At 72.6% G+C, this 15,427-nt stretch carries 11 protein-coding genes; 8 read left to right on the plus strand and 3 right to left on the minus strand.

Annotated elements, in window-relative coordinates:
• Nucleotides 1–35 precede the first annotated feature (35 nt).
• Both AB0M70_RS37270 and AB0M70_RS37275 read right to left on the minus strand, forming a co-directional pair.
• Nucleotides 36–1,130 (minus strand): chemotaxis protein, encoded by a 1,095-nt coding sequence (locus AB0M70_RS37270; protein WP_365827428.1) that lies wholly within the window; start codon nucleotides 1,128–1,130, stop codon nucleotides 36–38.
• A 178-nt stretch (nucleotides 1,131–1,308) separates the two neighbouring features.
• On the minus strand, nucleotides 1,309–2,037 hold the full coding sequence (locus AB0M70_RS37275; protein WP_365827430.1) for a CPBP family intramembrane glutamic endopeptidase: 729 nt from the start codon (nucleotides 2,035–2,037) through the stop codon (nucleotides 1,309–1,311).
• A 128-nt stretch (nucleotides 2,038–2,165) separates the two neighbouring features.
• Here AB0M70_RS37275 and AB0M70_RS37280 point away from each other — a divergent pair, with 128 nt between their 5' ends.
• The 3 genes from AB0M70_RS37280 (at nucleotide 2,166) to AB0M70_RS37290 (ending at nucleotide 7,255) form a co-directional block, all read left to right on the plus strand.
• On the plus strand, nucleotides 2,166–4,379 hold the full coding sequence (locus AB0M70_RS37280; RefSeq protein WP_365827432.1) for a hypothetical protein: 2,214 nt from the start codon (nucleotides 2,166–2,168) through the stop codon (nucleotides 4,377–4,379).
• A gap of 169 nt (nucleotides 4,380–4,548) precedes the next feature.
• Entirely contained in the window at nucleotides 4,549–6,276 is a 1,728-nt protein-coding gene (locus tag AB0M70_RS37285; RefSeq protein WP_365827532.1) for an alpha/beta-hydrolase family protein, read from the plus strand.
• A 148-nt stretch (nucleotides 6,277–6,424) separates the two neighbouring features.
• Entirely contained in the window at nucleotides 6,425–7,255 is an 831-nt protein-coding gene (locus tag AB0M70_RS37290) for an inositol monophosphatase family protein (protein ID WP_365827434.1), read from the plus strand.
• Here AB0M70_RS37290 and AB0M70_RS37295 read toward each other — a convergent pair.
• Entirely contained in the window at nucleotides 7,191–7,787 is a 597-nt protein-coding gene (locus tag AB0M70_RS37295; RefSeq protein WP_365827436.1) for a hypothetical protein, read from the minus strand. The two genes, AB0M70_RS37290 and AB0M70_RS37295, sit on opposite strands and share 65 nt — an antisense overlap.
• A gap of 98 nt (nucleotides 7,788–7,885) precedes the next feature.
• Here AB0M70_RS37295 and AB0M70_RS37300 point away from each other — a divergent pair, with 98 nt between their 5' ends.
• The 5 genes from AB0M70_RS37300 to AB0M70_RS37320 all read left to right on the plus strand — a co-directional run bounded on the left by AB0M70_RS37300 (nucleotide 7,886) and on the right by AB0M70_RS37320 (nucleotide 15,386).
• Nucleotides 7,886–9,295, plus strand: a complete 1,410-nt coding sequence (locus tag AB0M70_RS37300) for an NAD(P)/FAD-dependent oxidoreductase (RefSeq protein WP_365827438.1) — start codon at nucleotides 7,886–7,888, stop codon at nucleotides 9,293–9,295.
• A gap of 236 nt (nucleotides 9,296–9,531) precedes the next feature.
• On the plus strand, nucleotides 9,532–10,827 hold the full coding sequence (locus AB0M70_RS37305; RefSeq protein ID WP_365827440.1) for an acyltransferase domain-containing protein: 1,296 nt from the start codon (nucleotides 9,532–9,534) through the stop codon (nucleotides 10,825–10,827).
• A 7-nt stretch (nucleotides 10,828–10,834) separates the two neighbouring features.
• A complete protein-coding gene (locus tag AB0M70_RS37310; RefSeq protein WP_365827442.1) occupies nucleotides 10,835–13,261 on the plus strand; it encodes a beta-ketoacyl synthase N-terminal-like domain-containing protein in 2,427 nt (808 codons plus the stop codon).
• On the plus strand, nucleotides 13,258–14,604 hold the full coding sequence (gene ccrA / locus AB0M70_RS37315; protein WP_365827444.1) for a crotonyl-CoA carboxylase/reductase: 1,347 nt from the start codon (nucleotides 13,258–13,260) through the stop codon (nucleotides 14,602–14,604). The genes AB0M70_RS37310 and ccrA overlap by 4 nt, the downstream gene beginning before the upstream one ends.
• A complete protein-coding gene (locus tag AB0M70_RS37320) occupies nucleotides 14,601–15,386 on the plus strand; it encodes an alpha/beta fold hydrolase (protein WP_365827446.1) in 786 nt (261 codons plus the stop codon). The genes ccrA and AB0M70_RS37320 overlap by 4 nt, the downstream gene beginning before the upstream one ends.
• Nucleotides 15,387–15,427: the final 41 nt, after the last annotated feature.

The raw sequence follows: 15,427 nt of genomic DNA on the forward strand, positions 1-15,427 counted from the left end.
GGGTGTGGGGGGGTGTGCGACGCGTGGGGCCGACGTCAGTACCGCAGGGCACAGGCGATCCGGCCGCGTCCTGTGAGCGTGCCCTCGGGCACGAAGCGGACCTGCGCGCCGGTGTCCAGGGCACGCTCGACGATGTCGTCGACCACGTCGTCCACCGCGTCGAGGTCGTCGCCGTCGGCCGGCACCAGGTGCCCTCCGTCGTCGCGTACGGTCGCCTGGTAGGTGTCCTCGACGGCGAGGAGGCGGACCCGGTCCGTCGTCACGTTCTGCCAGACCTCGTCGAGACCGGCGGCGTACTGGCGACGGCCTTGCGCCGCGTTCAACTCTGCGACCAAGGAGTCGAGTTCGGCCCTCTCCTGGGTGGCGAGGAACGGGCGTGCCGCCTGCCACACCGCGTCCGCGGGGCCGTGCGCGAGGCCGCCGTGGGGTACCCGCGTGGCCCCCTTGATGGCCGTGCCGACGTCGTCGAGGAGGGAGAGCGCCTGGGTTTCCCCGGCCACGAACAGGGGGCGCGGGTGAGCGTGGAGGACACCGGCCACGGCGTGGTCCGCGTCGCGCAGGAACTTGCGGGTGTGCTCGTCGCGGAAAGTGCTCGGCAGGTCGCCGATCCGCTCCTTGCGCTCGGCGTCGGGGTCGTCGAGGCTCCGGGTCAGCGGGAAACCGTCCGCCGTGTGCTCGACGACCCGCTCCGGAGTGCCGTTCCACAGCGAGACGCGGTCGGCCGAGACGGCGAGGACCCAGTACGGACGCTCGGCGGCCTGCGCCGCGACGACGTTACGCGTCAGGAAGGTGTCCGAGAGCACCACGCGGGACGGCACCGTCCTTCCCAGCGACCACACCTGGTGCTCGCCCGGGGCGGCGAAGACGGCGAGCCCGTCCTCGGCGTGCACCAGGTCGATCTCCGCCACCGCCCGGTCCAGCTGCGCGGCCACCTCGATCCGCTGCTCCCTGGCCACGGCCGGGTCGGACTTCAGGCGCTCCTTGGCCTCGGCGACCAGATTGCGCAGCCGGACGGGATCCTGGGCGTTGTCCGGTTCCCTGCGGTGGGTCGGCAGCAGGACCGTGACGGCGGGGTAGGGACGCGGCCGGCGCAGCCCGGCCAGTGTGGCCGGGTTGAGGGAGGGATGCATGGAGTGACCCTTTCGGGGCGGCGGACAGGAGCCTCCAGGGAGGTTTTACGCCTTGAAATGCACCATATGCCGGTTCGTCGGCCGTGGCACTTCCCCCGGGGGCGTCATTTCGGCAGGGTTCGGTCCAGCGCGGAAGGGAGCTTCACCGCAGCCGCAAGCCTCGCCGCAGCAGGAGGCTTCACCGCAGCAGGAAGCCGAAGACGTACCCGAGGGCGTTCGTGGCCCAGTGCAGTCCCATGGGGGCGAGCAGGCTCGTGCTGCGGCGGCGCAGTTCGCAGAAGAGGCAGCCCGCCAGGGCGGTGAAGAGGACAGCCCCGGCGTCGACGACGATCACGCCGAGGACCGAGTCCCCGAAGGCGCCCCCGAGCGCGGGCTTGGCGTCGGCGAGCCCGAGCGACGGCAGGATGTGCCAGAGCCCGAAGAGCCCCGACGAGATCAAGGTCGCGGCCAGGGGCCCGCGAGCACGCAGCAGCAGACCGAACAGGACCCCCCGGAACGCCACTTCCTCCAGCAGGACCGTGCCGAACGGAACCGTCACGAGCACCCGCAGCGCGACATCCCCGCCGCTCAAACCCCTCTGCCGCTGGTCCTCGAACAGACCGCGGGTGACCGGCAGCGCGGCCGCCACGGCATACCCCGCGGCGACGACGCCGATCAGGGCCAGCGCCCACCCCAGACCGCGCAGGAGGGTGCCGCGCGCGAGGCCCACGTCGGCCCACCGCCCGCCGGACCAGTACACGATCGCGAGCAGTACCGCCGTGGCCAGGAGGGAGACGGGCAGGCTCCCGTCCCGCGCCCAGCGGTTGTTCGCGAGGTTGGTGAGGACGAGGACAGCGACGGTGGCGGTGACCGCGGTCGCCGTCGTGACCGGACGCCGCAGCAGCCGCGACGCGGGGCGGGCGTGCATCCGTCCATCGTGCGGGCGCCCGGCACACGCGGCGACCGGAGGGGCGGGGCCGCCGTGGTCGTGCGGCAGAGGCATCGCACCTACGCAGCCGACTAGCCGTGCGCACGGCAGGCGCTCAATCTGAAGGCATGGAAGAGCGCGCGTCCCGCCCGCGCCCGCAGCGCCCGCGCCCGCACCCTCCGCGCTCGGGCTCGCGTCACCTGCGCCGGCTGCAGCCCCTCGCCTGGGTCGTCGCGGTGCTGTGCGTGGCGGTCGTGGCTCTCACGGCGACGGCGCGCGGCACGGTCCTCAGCCCCGGCTTCCACCAGGGCGTCCTGAAGGACCAGGACGCCTACGACCGCCTCTACAACGAAGTCCTGGTGGATCCGCAGAGCCTCCCGGTCGCCCGCGACCTGCTGGGGCGGCTGCCGGTTCCCGAGGCGGCGGTGACGTCCAACCTGAAGATCGTGCTTCCCCCGGAGACCTTGCGCGCCCTGGCCGACCGGCAGATCGAGGAGGTGACCGGCTATCTGCGCGGCGACCACGAGACGCTGCGGCTCACGGCCGACCTGCGGCCGGTGCTCACCAATGTCGGTGCCCTGGCGCAGACGTACTTCGGTGATCTCGTCGCCTCCGTGCAGCGCAAGCCCGAACCCGACTTCCCCGCCTTCCTCACGGACCTCGACGAAGCCGCGCGGGACGTGAGCACCGGAGTGCCGCCCGCCGGGCTCCCCACCTTCGCGCTGTCCAGGGAGCAGGCCGTCACCGCCGCCCGCGCGCTGCTCCAGGTGGTGCCCGAGAGCAGCCGTGACGCGTTGCGTCCCGAGGTCGAGGTGGCCCTGGAGAGCGGTGACGTGGCCTCGGCGCTCGCCGCCGTGGGACCCGAGGCGGTCTCGGACCGCACCCGCCTGGCCACCGAGCACCTGCGGGCGACCGCGGGCGGCGACACCTGGAACATCACCGCCGACCTCGACACCTCGCGGGACGAACTCGCCCCGCTGCACCGCGCGCGTTCCGTCACCCACCTCGCCACAGGCGTGGTCGAACCGCTCGCCGCCCTGCTCGGCGTCGCCGCCCTGGCGTTCCTGTGGTTCTCCGGCCCGCGGGCTCCCGCGCGCCGGCTCATGGACCTCGGGTGGGCGCTGGCCGCGGGTGGCCTCCTGACCGGCCTCGCCGCCCTGACCGCCCGCGCGGTCATCGGCGACGGTGTGATCGATACGCCCGCGTCCTGGCCGGAGTCCGTGTCGCGACTCGTGCACGACGTGGGCAACGCGTCCCTGGACGGCGTCACCGGCACGGCGACCGTGACCGCGTACATCCTGCTCGCGGCGGGCGCGCTGCTCGTCACCGCCGGCTGGATGTGGCAGGCGAAACCGGCCGTCGCGGTCAGGCCGCGCCGGGTCCAGGTGCTCGCCGTGGGGGTGGCGGGGGCCGCGCTCGGGAGTGTGATGGTCGCGCCCCTCGCGGCCGGCCGCTCCGAACCGCGGGTCTGTCAGGGCAGCGCGCGGCTCTGCGACCGCCCGTACGACGAGATCGCCCAGCTCACCTCGCACAACGCGATGTCCACCACCGCCGATAAGTTCATCGGGCCGCTCCAGGACCCGGGCATCACGGCCCAGCTCAACGCCGGCGTACGCGCGATGCAGATCGACACCTACACCTGGGAGGGGCCCGAACAGATCGCCGAGCGCCTGGAGGGGTCGGACTTCTCGCCGCGCCTTCAGGGGCAGATCAAGGCCGCGATCAACAAGTTCAACCCGCCCCGCGACGGCCTGTGGCTCTGCCACTCGGTGTGCAGGGCCGGGGCGATCGGCCTCGTGCCGACCCTGCGCGAGACCGGTGACTGGCTGCGGGCCCACCCCACCGACGTGATCACGCTGATCGTGCAGGACGCCGTCAGTGCCGAGCAGACGGCGGACGCCTTCGAGGAGGCGGGGCTCACGGACCTTCTCTTCACGCCGGATCCGGACCCGGACAAGCCGTGGCCCAAGCTGGGCGACATGATCGACAGCGGTCGGCGCCTGGTGGTGTTCGCCGAGCGCGCCGACGGGCCGCAGGACTGGTACCGCAACTTCTACCGGTACGGCATGGAGACCCCGTTCGCCTTCCGCAGCCCCGCGGACCTGACCTGCGTCCCGCACCGGGGCGGCTCCGACAAGCGGCTCTTCCTGCTCAACCACTTCATCACCATCGACGGCGGCAGCCGTCTCGACGCGGGCACGGTCAACCGGCGCGACGCGGTGCTCGACCGCGTGCACGACTGCGAGCGGCAGCGGGGCAGGCCGGTGAACTTCGTGGCCGTCGACTATCTGACCGTCGGGGACGCGCGGGGGGCGGTCGACGCACTCAACGCCGAGCGTTAGCGTGCCCGCGCCCGTGTCATCTGCGTACTGTTTGCGAGATATCTGAGATGTGCGCGGTATGCGTGGTGTGGGTGAGCGGGAGGTGGCGGTGAATCCGAGGCGTTCGGCGAAGAGCGGGCCCGGACGTGCGGGCGCCTGCCCCGGGACCGTGCGCGGGGCCGCGCGGCGGATGGCGCGGGGAATCGGCGCGGTCGCGAGGCAGCCGTACTGGGAGCGGCCCGACTCCACCTACCTCGTCCGGCGCTGGCCCGACCTCACCGCTGTCTGCTTCGGCACCGTCTTCTTCTGGCTCTCGCTCACGCCGTCCCTCGTGCCCCGCCCCTGGTTCCTGCAGGGCGTCGTCGGAGGGATCACCGCGGCCATCGGCTACGCGCTCGGCTCGCTGGTCGCCACCCTTGGCCGCGCGCTGTTCCGGTGGCGGCCGAGCGAGAAGACGCGGGCCCACCTCTGGCAGGCGTACTGGGTGGCAGGGCTCGTCCTCACCGTCTGGCTGATCGCCGAGAGCGACCACGCCCAGCGGCGCCTGCGCGAGCTGCAGGGGCTGCCGCCCGCGATGGCCTGGCACACACCGGTCATCATGCTGATCGCCGTGCTGCTCTGGGCGCTGTTCCTGCTCGTGGCCCGTGGCGTCCGGCTGGGGGCACGCAGGCTGATCCGCGGGCTGCACCGGTTCGTGCCGCTGCCCGTCGCCATCGGGCTCGGTGTCGCGCTGAGCGCGCTGATCGTCACGGTCGGGCTGCGGAACGTGGTCTTCCAGCGCGGTGTCATCGACCTCGCGGACCGCATCGCGTACGCGACGAACGGCGGCACCGAGGAAGGCATCCGGCGGCCGGAGTCCCCGCTGGTCTCGGGCGGGCCCGGCTCGCTCCTGCAGTGGCGGGACCTCGGGTTCCAGGGCCGCAACTTCGCGGGGTCCACGCCGACGAAGCAGCAGATCGGCGCGTACACGGGCAGGCCCGCGAAGGATCCCGTCCGTGTCTACGTCAGCGCGTCGGCGCCGGAGGCCTTCAGCAGCCGGGACCCGTTCGCGGCGAAGGCCCGGCTCGCCGTGCGGGAGCTGGAGCGGACCGGCGCGTTCGAGCGGGACGTGCTGGCGATCGCGGGGACGACGGGGACCGGCTGGGTCAACGCCGACATCAGCGAGCCCCTGGAGTACATGCACGACGGCGACACGGCCATCGTCGCCGTCCAGTACTCCTACCTGCCCAGCTGGGTCTCCTTCCTGGTCGACAAGGAGCGTGCGGCGCAGGCCACGCGGCAGCTCGTGGACGCGGTCCTCGCGAAGTGGTCCGCGCTGCCCGAGGACGACCGGCCCAAGCTCGTCGTGACCGGGGAGAGCCTGGGCGGGTTCGCGATCGAGTCGTCGTTCGACGGCGTGGACGACCTGCTGGCGCGGACGGACGGGGCGCTGATCGTCGGCACGCCGAACTTCGCCCCGATGTCACGGGAGATCCGCGAGCACCGGGAGGCCGGGAGCCCGGTCTGGCGGCCGCTGTACGAGGACGGCAGGAACGTGCGGTTCGCCCAGTTCCCCGAGCGGGACCTGAAGCGGCCGGGTCCTCCCGCGGTCTGGGAGCGCCCCCGGACCGTGTACCTGCAGAACGCCTCGGACCCGGTCGTCTGGTGGTCGACCGCACTCTTCCTGCACCGTCCCGAGTGGCTCGAGAGCCCCCTGGGCCCCGACATCACCCCGGCGATCCGCTGGTTCCCCGCGGTCACCTTCTGGCAGACGTCGGTGGACATGGCGGTGTCCTACGGAGTGGAGGCGCCCCACGGCCACCGCTACGGGGCGGGCCCGGTGGACGGGTGGGCGGCGATCGTGCCCCGGGAGGGCTGGACGGACGCCGACACGGCCCGCTTGCGCCGCCACATCGAGGACCGCAAGGCGCCCTACTGAGGGGACGGAGAGTCGCCCTACTGAGGTGAGGCCGTGTACTGACGTGGGGGGAGGGCCCGGAGGGCAGGTCACATGGGATTCATCTCGAATCCATGCCCCCTTTCCCTGAGCCGTACGGATTGTCAGTCCGGCGTGCTCTCATGGATACATGATCGAAGCGATCGAAGACTTTCTTGTACGTGGCGTTCCCGATGTCGAAGAAGCCCTCCGCAAGGCCGCGGCGGCCGAGGTCATGCCGCGCTTCCGGCAGCTCGCCGAGGGCGACGTCGTCCAGAAGAGCGGTCCGCACGACCTCGTGACGGTGGCCGACCGGCTCGCCGAGGAGCAGCTGACGGAGGCGCTCACCACGCTGCTCCCCGGCTCCGTGGTCGTGGGTGAGGAAGCGGTGCACGCCGACCCCGCGCTGTACGAGGCGATACGCACCGACGCGGCGGTGTGGATCGTCGACCCCGTGGACGGCACGAGGCAGTTCGTGCACGGCGACCCCGGATTCTGCATGCTGATCGCGCTGGCGTGGCGCGGCGAGGTCATCGCCTCCTGGACGTACGCCCCGGCGCTCGACGAGATGGCGGTCGCCGTGCGCGGCAAGGGCGCCTGGCTCGACGGAGAGCGGCTCGTGGCCGGTTCACCCGGGGAGGTCCTGGAGGTGGCGACCTCGCACCCGGACTTCACCACGCCCGAGCAGAAGCAGGCACTACTCGGCCTGCGGGTGGCGGGCGTCGCACCGCGGCCCTGCGGTTCGGCCGGGCTCGAGTATCTGGCCATCGCCAGGGGAGAGTTGGACGCGGTCGCCTTCTCCTGGGAGCTCGCCTGGGATCACGCGGCGGGCCTGCTTCTTGTGGCCGAGGCCGGCGGCAGCAACCGGACCGTCTCGGGCGAGCCCTTCCGCATAGAGGGCGGCAACACGCTGCCCTTCACGGCAGGACGGGACTCGGCCACGGTCGACCGGGTGGTGGAGTTGCTGTCGGCCGCAGCCTGATCTGCGGGGCACCGCGCGGCTCGAAGTGGAAGCGCACGGTGGTGACCTCGAACTCCGTGACGGTGCCGACGTGCGGCCAGTCCGCGGGGCCGAGGGGGAGATGCCCCAGATCCACGAAGCCGGTGATCGGCAGCCCCAGGTCGACGAAGAGCCCGGTCCGCCCCGGGCCCCACGGCAGCTCACTGACCGTGCCGGTCAGGCGGGCGCCCCGGGGGAGTGGGCCGGCCGTTTCGCGCGCCGTCGTGTTCCGGCCGTGCCGGGCCCGCTGCCACGCGGCCTCGAACTCCGCCTCGGAGACCGGCTCCCCGGCGGTGACGGGGCCGTTCGCCGGCGCGCCGTATCTCACCTCGTACAGCTGTGCCCCCAGCGACTCGAACTCGGCGCGGGTCCAGGCCAGTTCGTCGCGCGAGGCCGCCACGGAAGCCTGTCCCTCCGGGCCGCAGAAGGACACCTGACGTACGACGGTCCCGTCCTGCCCCGTCTCGAACCACTCCTCGGAGCTCGCGTCGGTGCGTCGGAACCAGTACGTCACCCGTCAGAGGCTACCCGCGCCCGCGTTGCTGTCGGTGGTCCGGCCTATCCTGGGCGACAGTGGCCATCGGCTGACAAAGGAGTCCGAAGGTGCCGTCGATGCTTGATGCCGTCATCGTGGGGGCGGGACCGAACGGTCTGACCGCTGCCGTCGAGCTGGCCCGCCGCGGCTTCTCGGTGGCCGTGTTCGAGGCCAAGGACACCGTCGGCGGCGGTGCGCGGACCGAGGAGCTGACGCTTCCCGGGTTCCGGCACGACCCTTGTTCCGCCGCGCACCCGCTGGGCATCAACTCGCCGGTGTTCCGCACCATGCCCCTCGACCGGTACGGCCTGGAGTGGCTCCAGCCCCAGCTGCCCATGGCGCACCCCTTCCCGGACGGCAGCGCGGCCGTCCTCGCCCGCTCCGTCGCCGAGACCGCCGCCTCGTTCGGGCCGCGCGACGCGGGGGCGTACAGACGGCTCGTCGAGCCTTTCGTCAGCAAGTGGGACGACATCCTGCGGGACTTCATGGCGCTGCCCTCGACGGCCCTGCCCCGCGACCCCGTGGCACTCGCGCGCTTCGGCCTCGCCGGCCTGCCGCCCTCCACCTGGCTGATGCGGCGCTTCCGCGACGACCGGGCCCGCGCCCTGTTCGCCGGGCTCGTCGCCCATGTCATCGCGCCGCTGGGCGGGATCGCCACCGGCGCCGTCGGCATGGTGTTCGCGCTCGCGGCGCACGCCCGCGGCTGGCCGGTCGCCCGGGGCGGCTCGCAGTCGATCTCGGACGCGCTCACCGCGTATCTCAAGGACCTCGGCGGCACGGTCCACACGGACTACGAGGTCAAGCGGCTCGACGATCTGCCGCCCGCGCGCGCGTACGTCTTCGACACCTCGCCCACCGCGCTCGCCCGCATCGCGGGCCTGGGGCGCAGCTATGAGAACTACCGCTACGGCGCGGGCGTCTTCAAGATCGACTACGCCCTCGACGGCCCCGTCCCGTGGACGGCGAAGGAGCCCCGGGTCGCGGGCACCGTGCAGATCGGCGGCAGCAGCGCCGAGATCGGCGCCGCGCTGAACGCCGCGTCGCGCGAGAACCGCGCGCCCGACCCGCCGTTCCTGATCACCGTGCAGCCCAGCGTCGTCGACCCGTCCCGCGCGCCCGCGGGCAAGCAGGTCTTCTGGGCGTACGGCCATGTGCCGAACGGCTGGGACGGCGACCTCACCGACGCCATCGAGCGCCAACTGGAGCGTTTCGCCCCCGGGTTCCGCGACCGCGTGCTGGCCCGCGCCACCGCGGGCCCGCCCACGATCGCCGCCCGCAACGCCAACTACGTGGGCGGTGACATCGCCTGCGGCGCCGCCAGCGGCCTCCAACTGCTGCTGCGCCCCAAGCTCTCCCTCTTCCCGTACGGCACCGCGCACCCGGCCGTCTTCATCTGCTCGTCCGCGACACCCCCAGGGCCCGGCGTGCACGGCATGTCGGGGCACAACGCGGCGAAGGCGGTCTGGCGCAGGCTGCGCACGTCCTGACGTGCGCCCCAGGGGTGGCCGCGGTACCGGCCCCTAGAGATCCGCCCCCGGTCGATTAGGGGCGCGCGCCGTCCTGTTAGGGGCTGACGCGCTGATCGCCCGCTCCTACGCTCGCGTTGTTGCCGTATACGGGGCTTTCGCTTGTGGTGTCGGGTTCCGCAGGGGACACAGGGCCGCGTCGGCTCGCGCTGCCTGGGCGGAGCAGGTCCGGGCCATCCCAACGAAAGGGCGATGACATGACCAGTCGGGTGGCGTTCCTCTTCCCCGGCCAGGGCTCGTACCTGCCGGGCGCCTTCGCCGGCATCGGCGCGGACGCCGACCGCATCTCGGCCCGGGTGGCCGAGATCGACGCCGTCACCGCGGAGTACCAACTCAAGCCGGTGCAGCCGCTGTTGTTCTCGCCGGACGCCCCCACACTGGGGAAGCTGCTCGATGCCGAGCCGGAGCGCCTCGACGTGGCCATCCTCGCGACCTCCCTCGCTCTGGCGACGCTCCTGGAGGACCGGTACGGGATCACGCCCGATCACGTCATCGGGCACAGCCACGGCGAGGTCGCTGCGCTGGCCGCCGCCGGTGTCCTCACCCCGGCCGACGCCGTCAGGGCCGTCTGCGAACGGTATGCGGCGCTGCGCAAGGCGCCGCCGCCCTCGGGCGGCATGCTGGCGGTGAACACCGACCCCGCGGGAGCCGAGAAGCTGCTGGCCTCGGTGCACGCCGACGCGTCGGCCGTCTCCGCGCACAACTCCCCCCACCAGACCGTGATCAGCGGACCCGACGCCGACCTGGCGAAGCTCCAGGAAGCGGCTCGCGAGGCCCGCATCCGTACGTCCCGGCTGCATGTCCCCGGCCTCTTCCACGTGCCCCAACTCGCCGAAGCGGGCGCCCTCTACGCCACCGCGATGGGCGACATACCGATGTCCGCGCCCCGCGAGGGCTTCTTCTACTCCCAAAGCCTCGGCCGGCATCTCACCGCCGACGACGACGTCATCGGTCTCCTGGTGTCCGACATGACCGAACCGGTGCGCTTCGACGACGCGGTGCGTGCGCTGCACGCCGAGGGTGTCACCACGTTCGTGGAGTGCGGCGCGCTGGATGTCCTCACCCGCATCGTGTCCGGGTTCCTGCCCTCGGTGGTCACCGTCGCGCCGCTGCGCGAGCCCATGGCGACCGGTGACCTCTCCGCCAGGCTCGGCCCCCTCGCGGCCCCGGACGCCGCACCTTCCGTGGAGCAGACGCCTTCCGGCAACGCGCCCGACGAGGCCGAGGCCCCCGAGGCCGACCCGGAGATCCTGGAAGACGTACGCGCGCTATGTGCCGAGATGCTGGAGTACCCGGCGGACGTGGTGACCGACGACGCCGACTTCCAGGCCGACCTCGGCGTCGACTCCCTGACGATGACCGAGCTCCTGGACCGCGTGCTCCAGCAGTACGGCCTGGGGGACAAGTTCCATGACGCCAACGCGGAGATCCACGCCACGGTCGCCGAGCTGGCCGCGTACGTCACGGGCCTGCGGCGCGAACAGCAGCGGTGAGCCGGTGATGACCTCCACCGGCCCGTACGACGAAGGCGCGTACGGCGAGGCGGTCGCCGTCGTGGGCATGGGCATCGCCGTGCCGGGCGCCTGCGACCCGGACGAGCTCTGGAAGCTGCTGTGCGGCGACCGGCCCGTCTTCGAGGAGCCCGCCGAGCGCTACCGCCTCGACGACTTCTGGTCCGCGGACCCCGCGGCCGAGGACCGCGGTTACGCACGCACCTCCGGATTCCTGCACGACTTCCGGCCGCACCCCACACTCGCGGCGGAGATCGAGAACGGCACCTTCTCGGCCGCCGAGCAGCACCCCGTCTGGCTGCGGCACTGCCTGCTCCAGGCAGGCGAGACGGTCACCGCGCGCGACACCGACCGCTACGCCTACTACGTCGGCGGCAGCACCGTCGTCGGACAGCGCACCGACGAAGCGGTCCTGACCGAGTCCGTCGCCCGGCACACCGCCGGGCACCGGCACCCCGACGACCCCGCACGCCGCGCCGAGGCGGAGGAGCGGCTGCGCGGCCTCCTTGGACGTCACTACGGACACGGCAGCGGGCCCTCGCGCGCGACCCTGCCCGACCGGGCCGCGCGGGCCGCGGCGGCCGGACTACTGCCCGACGACTGCGAGTTCGCCGTGGTCGACACCGCCTGCTCCTCCGCCCTGTACGCGATCGGCCAGGGCATCACGAGCCTGCTGGCCGGGGACAGCGACATCGCGTACTGCGGCGGGGTCTCGGGGGTGACGCCGCGCTACAACGTCGGCTTCGCCAAACTGCGCGGCCTGAGCCGTACCGGGGACGTCCGCGTGTTCGACCAGGCGGCGGACGGCACCCTGTTCACCGACGGCGCGGGCATCATCGCGCTCAAGCGCCTCGACCGAGCCCGTGCGGACGGCGACCCGGTGCTCGGCGTCCTCCTCGGCTTCGGCGGGTCGTCGGACGGCCGGGGCGCGGCGATCTACGCCCCCAACCCGGCGGGTCAGCGCCGCTGCCTCGACCGCGCACGGCAGGCCGCGGGCGTGACGTCGGAGGCGGTCGACTGGGTGGTCGCGCACGGGACGGGCACGGCCGTCGGCGACGCGGTGGAGGTGCGCACGCTCGCCGAGGTCACCGGCCCCGACGGCGTGTGGTGCCGCTCCAACAAGTCCCTGCTCGGTCACACCGGTTGGAGCGCCGGCGTGGTCTCGGTCATCGAACTCCTGACGGCGCTGCGCCACGGCACGATTCCCGCCCAGCGCCGCTACACCGAGCGCGCTGCGCGGCCCGCCGGCGGCTCCGCGGAACCGGCCGACGACCGCGTACGCATACCCGTCACCGACATCCCCTGGCCCGAAGAAGGCACGCGCCCCCGGATCGCGGGTGCCTCCTCCTTCGGCTTCGGCGGCACGAACGCCCACCTGCTGGTCTCCGACCGCGCACCCGCGCCCCGGCCCGCCCCGCGACCCGAAGCCGACCCGGTGGTGCTCCTGGCCTGGAGCGCGCACCTGCCCGGGGACCCCGGCCCCGCGGAAGTGGAGCAACTGGTGCGCGAGGGATGCCTTCCCGGGCCGCGCACGTTCGGCGAGGCGTATCCGGCGCCGCCCTTCCAGGACGTACGCCTCCCGCCGGCCACGGTGCGTGCCACCGACCCGAGCCAGCTCATGGCGCTGCGCGCGACGGCCCTGTTCGCCGCCGAACACGGCGAGTTGTGGGCTCCGATGCGCGCCACCACCGGCGTCGTCGCGGCCACCACGGGACCGTCGCCGTCCGCGATGGACCACCTCGTGCGCTGCTACGCCACCGAGGTGGACCGGGTCCTCGAAGGTCCCGACCGCACGGCGTTCGCCGACTTCCTCGCCGAGGTCAGGTCCAGGACCCAGGCCACCACGAAGGACACGCTGCCGGGGATCATGCCCAACGTCATCGCGGCCCGCATCGCCAACCGCCATGACCTGGGCGGTTCCACCATGCTGGTGGACACCGGCGCCACCAGCGGGCTCACCGCCGTGCACACCGCGCTCAGGCAGTTGTCCCGGGGCCTCCTCGACATGGCGCTCGTGCTCGGCGTGAGCCCCACCGCCCGCCCCGAGTTCGCCCGCTTCATGGGCATCGACCAGGGGCGCGTCGCCGAAGGAGCCTTCCTGCTCGCCCTCAGCCGGGAATCCACCGCCCGCGCCCACGGACTCACCCCCCTCGCCCGTCTCACGTCCACCTGGCCCGCCACACCCCATACGCCGGCCGACATCATCTGCGGCCCCACCCCGGGCGACACGGGCGCCACCTTCCTCGCCGCGGACGGCATCCTCGGCGTGCTCAGGGCGCTGCACACCGACGCCGCCGACGGAGCCGAAACGACCGTGGGTCCTGCTCCCGGCGAAGCAGGCCCCGTCCTCACCCTCGCCCGTACCGCCGGTGGCGCGCCCCGCCCCACGACCCGGAAGACAAGGACCAGTCGATGAGCCAACTCCGCGACGCCGCGGCCACGGACGACCCGCGGGCCATCGCCGCCTGCGACGTCCCGGCCTCCTTCCGGGCCGCCGTCATCCTCGCCTCGGAGCAGAAGGAGATCGCCCGGACACCCGCCGCGGACCGCGACCCGCGCAAGACGGTCCACGTGCAAGAGGTCGCCACCCCGGAGCTCGGGCACGGCGAGGTGCTCGTCGCCGCCATGGCCAGCTCGATCAACTACAACACCGTGTGGTCCGCGCTGTTCGAGCCCGTGCCCACCTTCCGTTTCCTGCGCACACTCGGCCGCACCTCACCGGAGGCCGCGCGCCACGACCTGCCGTACCACATCCTCGGCTCCGACCTTTCCGGCGTCGTGCTGCGCACCGGCCCCGGCGTCCATGAGTGGAAGCCCGGCGACGAGGTCGTCGTGCACTGTCTCCAGCCGGACCTGCAGACACCCGGCGGACACGACGACGCCCTGCTCGACCCCGGCCAGAAGGTCTGGGGGTACGAGACCAACTTCGGCGGCCTCGCGGAGGTCTCGCTGGTCAAGGCGAACCAGCTGATGCCGAAGCCGGCCCACCTCACCTGGGAGGAGGCCGCCTCGCTGGGGGTGGCGCTTTCGACCGCCTACCGCCAGCTGGTGTCCGACCACGGGGCCGGGATGAAGCAGGGCGAGCGCGTCCTGATCTGGGGCGCGGGCGGCGGTGTCGGCGCCTACGCCACGCAGTTCGCCCTCAACGGCGGTGCCATCCCAATCTGCGTCGTGTCGTCGCAGGCCAAGGCCGACCTGTGCCGCGGGATGGGAGCGGAGCTGATCATCGACCGGTCCGCGGGCAATTACACCTTCTGGGACGACCAGGACCGTCCGCGCCTCGGCGAGTGGGGCCGCTTCCGCAGCGCCATCCGCAGCCTGGCGGGCGACGACCCGGACATCGTGATCGAGCACCCCGGACGGGACACCTTCGGCGTCAGCGTCATGGTGGCGGCGCGCGGCGGAAAGGTGGTCACCTGCGCGTCGACCACCGGCTACCAGCACAGCTACGACAACCGCCATCTGTGGATGCACGTCAAGCGCATCATCGGGTCGCACATGGCGAACTACAAGGAGGCCTGGTCCGCCAACGACCTCGTCGCGAGCGGCGCGATCCATCCGGTCCTCTCGCGGACCTACCCCCTCGAAGGCGCGGGCGAGGCCACCTACGACGTGGCGGGCAACACCCACCACGGCAAGGTGGGCGTGCTCTGTCTCGCCGACCGCGAGGGCCGGGGAGTCCGCGACCCCGAGCTCCGTGCCCGCAAGCTCGACCAGATCAATCTGTTCCACCACAACCCGGGAGCACAGCGGGCATGAGCGGGCCGGCACATCATTCCGGCCTGTGGATCAGGTCGTATCAACAGGCCGGAAATACGTCCGAAAAGCAGGCGGAGAAACAAGCCGTACGGCTCGTCTGTTTCCCGCACGCGGGCGGAAGCGCAAGCTACTTCTACCCCCTCTCCCGAGCCCTCACCCCCGCGATCGACGTGCTGGCGGTGCAGTATCCGGGACGGCAGGACCGCTATCGCGAACCCTGTGTCGACGACATCCACCGGCTCGCCGACCATATCTACGAGGCGCTCCTGCCGTGCCTGGACCGGCCGTTCGCCTTCTTCGGGCACAGCATGGGCGCGCTCCTCGCCTTCGAGGTGGCGCGCCGCTGCGAGGCCGCCATGACGGCCTGGCCCTCGCGGCTCTTCGTCTCCGGCCGCCGGGCGCCGTCGCGGCACCGCGACGAGCGGGTCCACCTGGCCGACGACGCGGGCCTGGTAAGGGAGTTGCTCACCGTCGGCGGCACCGATCAGCGCCTGGCGGCGGACCCGGAGCTCCTGGCCACCGTGCTGCCCGCCGTACGCAGCGACTATCGCGCGGCCGAGACCTATGCCTTCACGCCGGGCCCGCCGCTGACCTGTCCGATCACCGCGCTCACCGGCGGGAGCGACCCCAAGGCGAGTGTCGCGGAGGTGCGCGACTGGCGCGCCCACAGCGCGGGCGGCTTCACGCTGCGGGTGTTTCCCGGCGGGCATTTCTTCATCGAGGAATGCCGCGACGACATTGTCGAAATCATCACCGACTCGCTCTGCCCCACTTCCCGGTGACGGTCATTAGGTGGCCCGCGCCGGGCAATAGGGGCCGGTTA

The organism is Streptomyces sp. NPDC051214, from assembly GCF_040682375.1.
Taxonomy (GTDB): Bacteria; Actinomycetota; Actinomycetes; order Streptomycetales; family Streptomycetaceae; genus Streptomyces.

Excerpts from the sequence above, each read along its gene's own strand:
- AB0M70_RS37270 (WP_365827428.1), bottom strand. The coding sequence starts at position 1,130 with ATGCATCCCTCCCTCAACCCGGCCACACTGGCCGGGCTGCGCCGGCCG.
- AB0M70_RS37275 (WP_365827430.1), bottom strand. The coding sequence starts at position 2,037 with ATGCACGCCCGCCCCGCGTCGCGGCTGCTGCGGCGTCCGGTCACGACG.
- AB0M70_RS37280 (WP_365827432.1), top strand. The coding sequence starts at position 2,166 with ATGGAAGAGCGCGCGTCCCGCCCGCGCCCGCAGCGCCCGCGCCCGCAC.
- AB0M70_RS37285 (WP_365827532.1), top strand. The coding sequence starts at position 4,549 with ATGGCGCGGGGAATCGGCGCGGTCGCGAGGCAGCCGTACTGGGAGCGG.
- AB0M70_RS37290 (WP_365827434.1), top strand. The coding sequence starts at position 6,425 with ATGATCGAAGCGATCGAAGACTTTCTTGTACGTGGCGTTCCCGATGTC.
- AB0M70_RS37300 (WP_365827438.1), top strand. The coding sequence starts at position 7,886 with ATGCTTGATGCCGTCATCGTGGGGGCGGGACCGAACGGTCTGACCGCT.
- AB0M70_RS37305 (WP_365827440.1), top strand. The coding sequence starts at position 9,532 with ATGACCAGTCGGGTGGCGTTCCTCTTCCCCGGCCAGGGCTCGTACCTG.
- AB0M70_RS37310 (WP_365827442.1), top strand. The coding sequence starts at position 10,835 with ATGACCTCCACCGGCCCGTACGACGAAGGCGCGTACGGCGAGGCGGTC.
- ccrA (WP_365827444.1), top strand. The coding sequence starts at position 13,258 with ATGAGCCAACTCCGCGACGCCGCGGCCACGGACGACCCGCGGGCCATC.
- AB0M70_RS37320 (WP_365827446.1), top strand. The coding sequence starts at position 14,601 with ATGAGCGGGCCGGCACATCATTCCGGCCTGTGGATCAGGTCGTATCAA.